Source organism: Kitasatospora sp. MBT66, assembly GCF_000710405.2.
Taxonomy (GTDB): Bacteria; Actinomycetota; Actinomycetes; order Streptomycetales; family Streptomycetaceae; genus Kitasatospora; species Kitasatospora purpeofusca.
In genome coordinates, this window is record NZ_JAIY01000013.1 from 29,167 (window position 1) to 37,779 (window position 8,613).

Sequence of the window (8,613 nt, forward strand, 5' to 3'; positions counted from 1 at the left end):
CCGTTTCGGGGCCACAGCAAGGATATAACTTGCAACGAATATAACTTGAGGCGCATATTTGCCCCGCGGTATCGGAAGTCTCGTTGCATGAAGAGGTCGTTGCCTGGTTCGTTCAGCTAGTCGAAGCACCACAACATGAAGGAGCTCCGGCCTCGCGCCGGTGGTGCGGTCGAGATCCGCATCCTCTTCGCGTTCGACCCCGACCGTGAAGCAATCCTCCTGGTGGCGGGCGACAAGACGGGCGCCTGGAACCAGTGGTACGACGAGAACATCCCCGTCGCGGATGCCAGGTTCGACGAGCATCTCCGAGCGCTCAAGGAAGGCGAGAAGTAGATGGCCAGGTCCTGGAAAGAGGTCCGGCCCGAGGTTGTCACCGACGAAGCCCGGGTCGCGGCGCACCGCGCCAAGCTCGACGCCGAAGTGCGGGCCTACCGTCTCGCGGAGATCCGCAAGGAGCAGGCGCTGACGCAGGTCGAGGTGGCCGAGATCATCGGCGTGACCCAGCCGAATGTGTCCCGGCTGGAGAAGGGCGACCTCGACGGCGCAGCTCTGGCGACGATTCGCGCTTACGTGGAGGCGCTCGGAGGCAGGCTCCGCCTGGTCGCCGATTTCGGCGACCGCCAGCTCGTCATTCAGTGACGCAGAGGTCTGTGACGGCCCCGCCCGGCTCGCCGGCGCGAGCCCGGGCACGGGCCGATCGGCGGGCGTTCGTGAGCAGCAAGCCGGGCACGGTGGTCGGCCACACGGCGGTGCTGGGCCGCTCGATCACCGACAAGCCGGGCGACGAGCCGAAGCAGAACAACGCCTGATCACGTCCTGAGCGAAGCTGTGGGGCCCGGTGGAAGCGGGCCCCACAGCCGTTTCGGGGCAGTGCTGTCGTGGAGTCCGACTCCGTCGTCCCTGCCTGCCGTTCGCACTCTTGCCGAGGGCAAAAGGCCCGTCAAGGGGGTGCCGTGCCCCGGATGTGCTCCTCGGTGGAGGGCGGCGCGGGCGACGGCGGCGCCGACGGCGGCGGTGACGGCGGCGGTGACCGGGGTGCTCGGGGCGATCTCGGTGCAGGGGCGGCAGGGGCCGGGGCGGCGGACCGGGTCGTGGCAGTGGGGGCACTCGGAGTACGTGGCGGGCGCGGCTCCGGCGCGCGGGGGTGGGAGTTTGCGCCGGAGCCGGTCGCGGAGGAGCGCGACCGGCGAGTGCAGCTGGGTGGGCAGGCCGGGCAGCAGGGCGTGGGCCAGGTCGGTGGCGGTGCTGCCGTGTTCGAGCCAGCGGCAGACGAGCGGTGCGAGCGCCTGCGCCTCGGCGAGCCCGAGGCGCAGGCGCGGTTCGGGTCGGAGGGCGCGGAAGAGTGCGGCCACGGCTTCGCGGGTCTGCTCGTCGGGCAACTCGGCCGGGAGGGTGGGTACTTCTTCCGGGTTCTTTACGGGAGGGGCGTCAGGGCGGCCGGTGTTCCGTCGACCGGCGACCGGACGGGCGACATCCGGTGGCACGAGCTGCGGGACGTCGAAGACGTGGGCCTCGGAGCGGATCGTCCCGTCGGGGCGTCGGACGCGGACGACCCAGTAGTACCCGGCGTCGGTGAGTTCCTTGAGCGCCCGGCGGACGGTGCCGCGCCCCTGGGGGCTGGTGTCCGCCATGTGTCTGCCGTCCTCGCGCCATCCGTCGGGGCGCGAGAGGAGATCGGCGAGGAGTCCGCGGGCGGTGAAGCTGAGCCGCCGGTCCTGCAACAGGCCGTTGGGAAGCACGGTGAATGAGCGCGCGTGGGCGCTACGATGAATCTGCATCTGGAGTTGCTGCTCCTGGTGCCGGACCCCGGGGTGTTCCACCACCGCCGGGGTCTTCTATGTTCTGTTGATAATGCGGAACGTAGCACATTCGCCACGGAGCGTGTGAAGCGTTCGAACTGCGAAGGGTGGGGCCGAGGGCCCGCCCTCGGCCCCACCCTCGGGTATCGGGGTCATGTGGCGGCCCCGATCGGGTAAGGCCCGCACTCGCACCAGACGACCTTGCCCGGCCCCTCGGTGCGGGCGGAGTGCCCCCACTTGAGGGCGAGGGCCTCGACGAGCAGCAGGCCGCGCCCGCACCCGTCGGTCGCGCCCGGCTGCCGGGGGGCGGGCGGGTGCTCGCTCGCGTCGTGGACCTCGATGCGGAGACGGGTGTCGTCGACGTCGAAGAAGACTTGGATCAGCCGCCCGGGCATCCCCGAGTGCAGCACGGCATTGCCGACCAGCTCCGAGGTGAGCAACTCGCCGACCTCCAGGAAGTCCTGGCCGCCCGGCACGGTGTCGAGCAGCGAGTTGCGCGATCTGCTGATGTTCTACGGCGTGGACGACCCGGTGTACGTGGAGGAGGTCGTCGCGCTCAACCGGAAGAGTGCGGAGCGAGGTTGGGCGCAGCAGTTCGACATCTCCCCGCCCTCGTATGTCGACTACATCGACTACGAGGAGAGCGCCAGCCACATCCGCTCGTTCCAACCGATGATGGTGGCGGGCCTGTTGCAGACGGCGGACTATGCGAGAGCGATCTACGAGGCTTCGCCTTTTGACATCCCGCCGCAGCGGATCGATGAGCTGGTGGCTGTGCGCCTGCAACGGCAGAGGTTTCTGGATCACGCTGAGTCGCCCAGGCTCAGCGTGATCCTGGGAGAGGCCGCACTTCGTGGGCAAGTAGGCGGAGTGGAGGTCATGCGGTCACAGCTGGAGCACCTGCGGCAGGTGAGTGATCGCCCGAACATTGAGTTGCAGGTGCTTCCGTTCAGCGCGGGTGCCCATGCGGGAATCATGGGCTCGTTCGTGCTCTTCAGCTTCCCGACTTCGGCCTTCTCCGATGTCGTGTGTCTGGAGCATCGGGCAGGCATGCTCTATCTGGAGACGCAGGAGGAGACGTCTGCCTATACGCTCACGTTCGACTCGCTGCGGTCGAGTGCGTTGAGCGTCTCCGAGAGCCTCGACCTACTGGCCCGGGTCGGAGGAGAGTTGTAGCTCGGTATCAAGCGGAGGTGCTGAAGGTGTCTGTTCCCGATCTCAGTCGCGTGAACTGGAGGAAGAGCACGTTCAGTGGGGAGACCGGGGACTGCGTCGAGGTCGCTGATGGGGTTCCCGGCGTTCTGCCCGTGCGTGACTCGAAGGATCCGTCGGGGCCTTCGTTGGTTTTCTCCGCTGACGCCTGGTCGGCGTTCGTCGCCGGGGTCTGTGCCGGGGAGTTCGATTTCTGAGGCGGACCGGACAGCGGGCCCGCGTCCTCGGACGTGGGCCCGCCTCCACTTCTCCGCCTTCTCACCGTGTCCTGGAACTGATCAACTCGATCAAGGAGTCCGGCGCATGACCCAGACCTTCGACCACTCCGCGGCCACGTGGAGGAAGAGCACCTACAGCGGTGGCGACAACGAGTGCATAGAGGTGACGGACGGAGCGCCAGGGGTGTTTCCTGTCCGTGACTCCAAGGATCCGCTGGGGCCTTCTCTCGTCTTCACCATCGAGGCATGGGGAGCGTTCGTCACCGCTGTGCGCGCGGGGGAGTTCGGCACCGGGGTCTGAAATGTTCTTCCTTTGCTGCCCTGTCCTGCCCGGCCGCGACCACGATCGCGGCCGGGCAGAAAACTGCACGTGCCCTGTGGCCTTCCTGCCGTCTGCACAGGAAGTCGGTTCGGTCGACTTCCTGCGCAGAACGAGGGCTTTCGGGCCATGCCCCGTGTTGCTCGGTGATGCCGGCGGCCCCGGCCAGCCAAGGCCGGGGCCGCCGCTGCTCTTGTGGCTTTGGGAAGGATGACCGGGCGGGGGCGTGCCTGCGACCTTTCAGGTGTCGCCGCTTCGGCCGTGCCGAAGCGGCGACAGGCCGACAGAAGGGCGGGACGAAACCGTCTCCCCAGTCTCGTCGGTTCTGCAAAGCCGTCCGCCCCTGTCGCGATCGAATCGCGACAGGGGCGGACAACTCGCTTCAGCTCAGCGCGCCGCGGCGCGCTGGAGGGCGCTGGCGAGGAGGGCGAGGTCGGTGGGGCCGTTGCCCAGTTCGCGGACCGGACGACGCGCCGGTGGGGCGCCGAGCTGGAGCGGGTCTATGGCGACGACGGTGGGGCGCAGGGTGGCGGTGCGCGGGATGCGGCCGCTGATGCGGGCGGTCTGGAACGCGGTGACGCCGCCGTCCGGCAGGCGCAGGTAGCCGCGGCCCGGAGTCGTGTCCGGCAGGGCCGCCGCGTCGCCGAGGTGGATCAGCAGGTCGGAGTCGGCCGGGTCGTCCGTCCGCAGGGCGATCCGCAGCAGGGCGGCGTCGTCGACCTCGGTGCCGGTGGTCTCCTCCGGGTGCCCGGTGGTCACCGCGAGGTGGATGCCGAGCGGCCCGCCGCGGCGGGCGACGGCGGCCAGGGCCCGGGCGAGCGGGCGGCCGGCCGGGGACGTCGGTGCGAGGAGGGCGTCGTAGTCGTCGACCACGACCACCAGCCGGGGCGGGCAGGGCCCGGAATCCCCCGCCGCCGCCGGGGCGACCGGGCCCTCGGGGCTGCGTGGCTGGATGATGCGCGGGGTGCTCGCCGTGGGCGCCGGGGCGCCGACGGTGGCGGGGACCGGGACGGGCTCCCCGTCGAGGATGCGGGCGGCGTGCCAGGAGGCGAAGTCCAGGCCGTCGAACAGCCGCTCCCGCATCGCGAGCTCGTCCTCCAGCGCCTCGGCGGCGAGCAGCGCGCCGCGCGGGTCGGCGTCGGCGTTCACCAGGCCGGTGACGTGCGGGAGTTCGGTGCAGCCGGCGAGCCCGTCCTCGGTGGCCCGGCCCTCGACCACGGTGACGGCGAGGCGTTCGGGCCGCTCGGAGACGGCGAGCGAGGCGACCAGGGTGCGCAGCAGCTCGGTCTTGCCGGAGCCGCGGGCGCCGCCGATCAGCAGGTGCGGGCCGCCCGGGTCGGGGGAGGGGAGGGTGAGTTCGGGGTCGGCGAGGTCGAGCACGCACAGCTCGTCGCGGGTGGTGCCGAGCAGGGCGGTGGCGGCGCCGATGCCGCCGGCGTGGGCGTCCCAGCGGGCGGAGAGCTTGGCCGGGGTGACGGTGTCCAGCTGGAGCAGGTCGAGCAGGCGCAGCGCGTCCGGCAGCGGTCCCCGGTTGGCCGGGGTGGCCTCGCGCAGCGGCGCGAGGACCCGGGCGAGGCGCTCGGCCCAGGCGTCGGAGACGGCGTCCAGGGAGATCTCGTGCAGGGTCTCGCGGCCGCGGGCGACCGGGCCCGGGCGGTCGAGCGACAGCTGGGTGCCGACCTCGCCGGTGATCAGCGCGGTGGCGCCGAGGCCGCGGGGCAGCAGTTCGGGCTGCTCGGCGAGGCAGACGGGGAAGATGCCGACCGCCGGACCCTGGCGCAGCAGCAGGTCGAGGGCCTGCCGGGCGGCCTCGGTGGCCGGGCGGCCGTCGACCACGACCACGGTGGCGGGGTGGCCGCCGAGGCCGACCGGGCCGCTGAGCCGGGTGGTGAGCTCGGTGAGCCGGGCGGCGGCCTGCTCGTCGTCCAGGCCGAGCAGCAGCCGGCAGTCCTGGCCCTCGGCGGGCCGCAGGTGGGGCAGCCACAGCGCCCAGGCCCAGGTGTCGACGCGGTCCTGCGGGGTGCGCGCCGGGTCGGCGTCGACCACCACCAGGCTCAGCCCCGTCGGTGGGTGCAGGGCGGCGAGCTGGGCGACGACGGCGCGGGTCAGCGCGTCCAGCCGCTCGCGCGGGCCGCTGAGGCCGAGGCTGCCGGCGGTCTGCAGGTCGAGGGTGACCGGGACGGCGGGGAGCACGGTGCCGGGCGAGGTGCCGGGGCCGCCGGGCCGGTCGGCGGTGCCGAGCCGCAGGGTGAGCGCGTCGGGGTGGCCGGGGCCGCGCTCCCAGAGCCGGGGCCCGCGGCCGACCGCGTTGAGCAGGAGGGTGGCGAGGTCGGGCCAGCGCTCGCGCTGGGCGGCGGCCTGCCGGGTGCGGACGGCGGCGTGGTGCCGCTCGGCACTCTCCTCGGGCGGTTCGGCGGCGGAGCGGCCGAGCCGGAGCGAGAGCAGGCCGCGCCCGCGCCCGGTGGGCGGTTCGGGTGCGCTGGGCGGCTCGGTGACCGGCGGGGCGGTCCGGGCCGGGGCGGGGGCGGCGAGCTGGAGGTGGCCGTGGCCGTCGGGGAGCGCGGCGCGGGCGGGCGGCCCGGAGCCGTCCCGGGTGTCGGGGACGGTCACCCGCAGGGTGGTCTCGCCGAGCCGCAGCAGGCCGGTGCCGTCGAGCGGGACGGCCTCCTCCGGCGCTCCCGGCGGAACGATCCGCCCGTCCACGGTGGTGCCGTTGGTGGAGCCGAGGTCGCGGACGGTGACCGTGCCGTCCTCGGCGAGGTGCAGGGCGAGGTGCAGCCGCGAGACGTCGGGGTCGTCGACCGGGACGTCGGCCTCGCCGGAGCGGCCGACCCGGATCTCCCGGCCGTGCAGCCGGTGCACGCCGCCGGCGTCGGGGCCGCCGACGACGCGGAGTTCGGCGGCGGCGGGGGTGTCGTCCGGGTCGTCGGCGGTCGGGTCCGGCTCGTTGAGGGAGAGGACGGCGCCGTCGAGCAGCGGGGGATGGCCGAGCAGGGTGTGCTCGTCCACCCGGCGCGCCCCGGCGTAGAGGTGCACATGGGTGGCGGCCCGGGGCCCGCGCACGCCGACGGCGCCCGCGAGCGCCCCCGCGAGGGAGCCGAGCGCGGTGCCCACGGGTGCGGTGACCAGCACGTCCACGTAGGGGATGGCGGTGCCGGCGACTGCCGGTCCGCTGCGCGGTCGGAGGACGGTCAGCCGGATCTGCATCTCGCCCGCGGTCCCTTCTGCTGGTGTGACGCCGTTGTGCCGCTGCGCGGGGCCGCCGCGGGGGAGCGGGGGGTGGCCGCGACACCGGTTGGGCCACAAGAGTGGCGAGTGTCATCCTGCCATCCGTCACGGACAGTCCGCGCACGGTACCGGATTTGACGATCTTGCGATCATCGCCATGTTTGCGGGCGACGGAGAGTCAGGTCAACCGGTGCCCGGAAAGGCAGGCCCGGCGGCCCCGGTGGAACCGCCGGCGGGCCCTGCGGGTCTTCCCGTAGGGGATGTCCCCCAACCCGGGCGAACGCCCTGCCGGTCGACCCAAAAACGTGAACGGGCCCCGTTAGAGTGGCCGGAAACACGGGCCCGGCAGGCTCACCGCACCGGCGGAGGAGCCGCCCGCGCGGGCGGCACGGCGAGGAGTGCGACAGGTGCGGCCAGTCGGGAGCAAGTATCTGCTGGAGGAGACCCTCGGACGAGGGGCCACCGGCACCGTCTGGCGCGGCCAGGTCCGTGCCGACGTGGAAGTCCCCGGTACCGCGCCCGGGCAGCAGGTGGCGATCAAGATCCTGCGCGAGGAGCTCGCCGCCGACCCCGATGTGGTGATGCGGTTCCTGCGCGAGCGCTCGCTGCTGCTGCGGCTCACCCACCCGAACATCGTCAAGGTCCGCGACCTGGTCGTCGAGGGCGAGCTGCTGGCCCTGGTGATGGACCTCGTCGACGGCCCCGACCTGTCCCGCTACCTGCGCCAGAACGGTCCGTTCAGCCCGATCGCGGGCGCCCTGCTGATGGCCCAGGTCGCCGACGCGCTGGCCGCCAGCCACGCCGACGGCATCGTCCACCGCGACCTCAAGCCGGCCAACGTGCTGCTCGCCACCGCCGTGGTCGAGGGCACCGAGCAGATGCACCCGATGCTGACCGACTTCGGCATCGCCCGGCTCGCGGACTCCCCGGGCATCACCCGCAGCCACGAGTTCGTCGGCACCCCCGCCTATGTGGCGCCGGAGTCGGCCGAGGGCCGCCCGCAGACCTCCGCGGTGGACGTCTACGGCGCCGGGATCATGCTGTACGAGCTGGTCACCGGACGCCAGCCGTTCCAGGGCGACAACCCGCTGGCGATCCTCCAGGCGCACCTGGCCCAGGAGCCGCAGCGGCCGTCCACCATGCCCGAGCCGCTCTGGACGGTGATCGAGCGCTGTCTGCGCAAGGACCCGGCGCAGCGGCCCGGCGCGGTCTCGCTCTCCCGCGCGCTGCGCGTGGTCGCGGCGGGGGTGGGCGTGCACGCCTCCCCGGCGGCGGTGGACGCGGCGCTGGCCGTCGGCGCGCTGCTCGTGCCCGATCCGCAGCCGACCCTGGTTCCCGGCAGCGCCGACGCCGCGGGCCAAGGCCCGCTGGGCGGTCCGGGCGTGGCCGGCATGCCGTTCGGCGCCGAGGACCGCACCCAGGTGCTCCCGGCCGGCCAGGCCGCCCCCGGTCAGCCGGGCCAGGGGTACGACCCGGCGGCGGCCACCCGGGTCATGGGCACCCAGCCGCCCCCGTACGACCCCGCGGCCGCGACCCGGGTGATGCCGCCCGCCGCGGTGCCGCCGCCCCCGGCCGGGCCGCCGCAGGCCGACGCGCCGCACCCGTGGCAGTCCCAGCTGCGGGCCGCCCGGGACCGCAACCAGCAGACCGAGATCGGCTACTTCGAGCCCGAGGACTTCGAGGCCCCGCCGGTCGCCCCGCCGCCCTTCCAGGCCGGTCAGGGCCACCAGCAGCAGGGCCAGCAGGGCTACCAGCACCAGCAGCAGCCTGGGTACCGGCCGCCGCAGGGCTACCAGCAGGGCTACCCGCAGCCCGGCCAGCAGCCGCAGGGCTACCC

Annotated in this window: 9 protein-coding genes; 6 read left to right on the forward strand and 3 right to left on the reverse strand. The window is 73.2% G+C overall.

Features of this window, described 5'->3' with window-relative positions:
* Positions 1 to 135 precede the first annotated feature (135 nt).
* Complete coding sequence (locus BI06_RS33595; protein ID WP_369826298.1) at positions 136 to 333, forward strand: type II toxin-antitoxin system RelE/ParE family toxin; 198 nt, start codon at positions 136 to 138, stop codon at positions 331 to 333.
* Positions 334 to 639: an XRE family transcriptional regulator gene (locus tag BI06_RS33600; RefSeq protein ID WP_043474747.1), complete on the forward strand. Its 306-nt coding sequence runs from the start codon at positions 334 to 336 to the stop codon at positions 637 to 639. It abuts the gene before it with no gap.
* A gap of 170 nt (positions 640 to 809) precedes the next feature.
* On the opposite strand, the gene BI06_RS51540 is transcribed toward BI06_RS33600, so the two are convergent.
* Positions 810 to 1,778 (reverse strand): hypothetical protein, encoded by a 969-nt coding sequence (locus BI06_RS51540; RefSeq protein WP_051742534.1) that lies wholly within the window; start codon positions 1,776 to 1,778, stop codon positions 810 to 812.
* A gap of 173 nt (positions 1,779 to 1,951) precedes the next feature.
* The gene (locus tag BI06_RS33610; RefSeq protein ID WP_051742535.1) at positions 1,952 to 2,275 is read right to left on the reverse strand and encodes an ATP-binding protein; all 324 of its coding nucleotides are present in this window, start codon (positions 2,273 to 2,275) and stop codon (positions 1,952 to 1,954) included.
* A gap of 16 nt (positions 2,276 to 2,291) precedes the next feature.
* Here BI06_RS33610 and BI06_RS33615 point away from each other — a divergent pair, with 16 nt between their 5' ends.
* The 3 genes from BI06_RS33615 to BI06_RS33625 all read left to right on the forward strand — a co-directional run bounded on the left by BI06_RS33615 (position 2,292) and on the right by BI06_RS33625 (position 3,530).
* Positions 2,292 to 2,975 carry a DUF5753 domain-containing protein gene (locus tag BI06_RS33615; protein ID WP_149030567.1) on the forward strand — a complete coding sequence of 228 codons (684 nt, stop codon included), beginning with the start codon at positions 2,292 to 2,294 and terminating at the stop codon, positions 2,973 to 2,975.
* A gap of 50 nt (positions 2,976 to 3,025) precedes the next feature.
* Positions 3,026 to 3,208, forward strand: a complete 183-nt coding sequence (locus BI06_RS33620) for a DUF397 domain-containing protein (protein WP_369826312.1) — start codon at positions 3,026 to 3,028, stop codon at positions 3,206 to 3,208.
* Between the two features lie 106 nt (positions 3,209 to 3,314).
* On the forward strand, positions 3,315 to 3,530 hold the full coding sequence (locus BI06_RS33625) for a DUF397 domain-containing protein (RefSeq protein WP_043474750.1): 216 nt from the start codon (positions 3,315 to 3,317) through the stop codon (positions 3,528 to 3,530).
* A gap of 405 nt (positions 3,531 to 3,935) precedes the next feature.
* On the opposite strand, the gene BI06_RS33630 is transcribed toward BI06_RS33625, so the two are convergent.
* Positions 3,936 to 6,755 carry an FtsK/SpoIIIE domain-containing protein gene (locus tag BI06_RS33630; RefSeq protein WP_043474752.1) on the reverse strand — a complete coding sequence of 940 codons (2,820 nt, stop codon included), beginning with the start codon at positions 6,753 to 6,755 and terminating at the stop codon, positions 3,936 to 3,938.
* Between the two features lie 428 nt (positions 6,756 to 7,183).
* Here BI06_RS33630 and BI06_RS33635 point away from each other — a divergent pair.
* Positions 7,184 to 8,613 (forward strand): serine/threonine-protein kinase (locus BI06_RS33635; protein ID WP_051742571.1); only part of this gene is annotated, 1,430 nt, incomplete at its 3' end.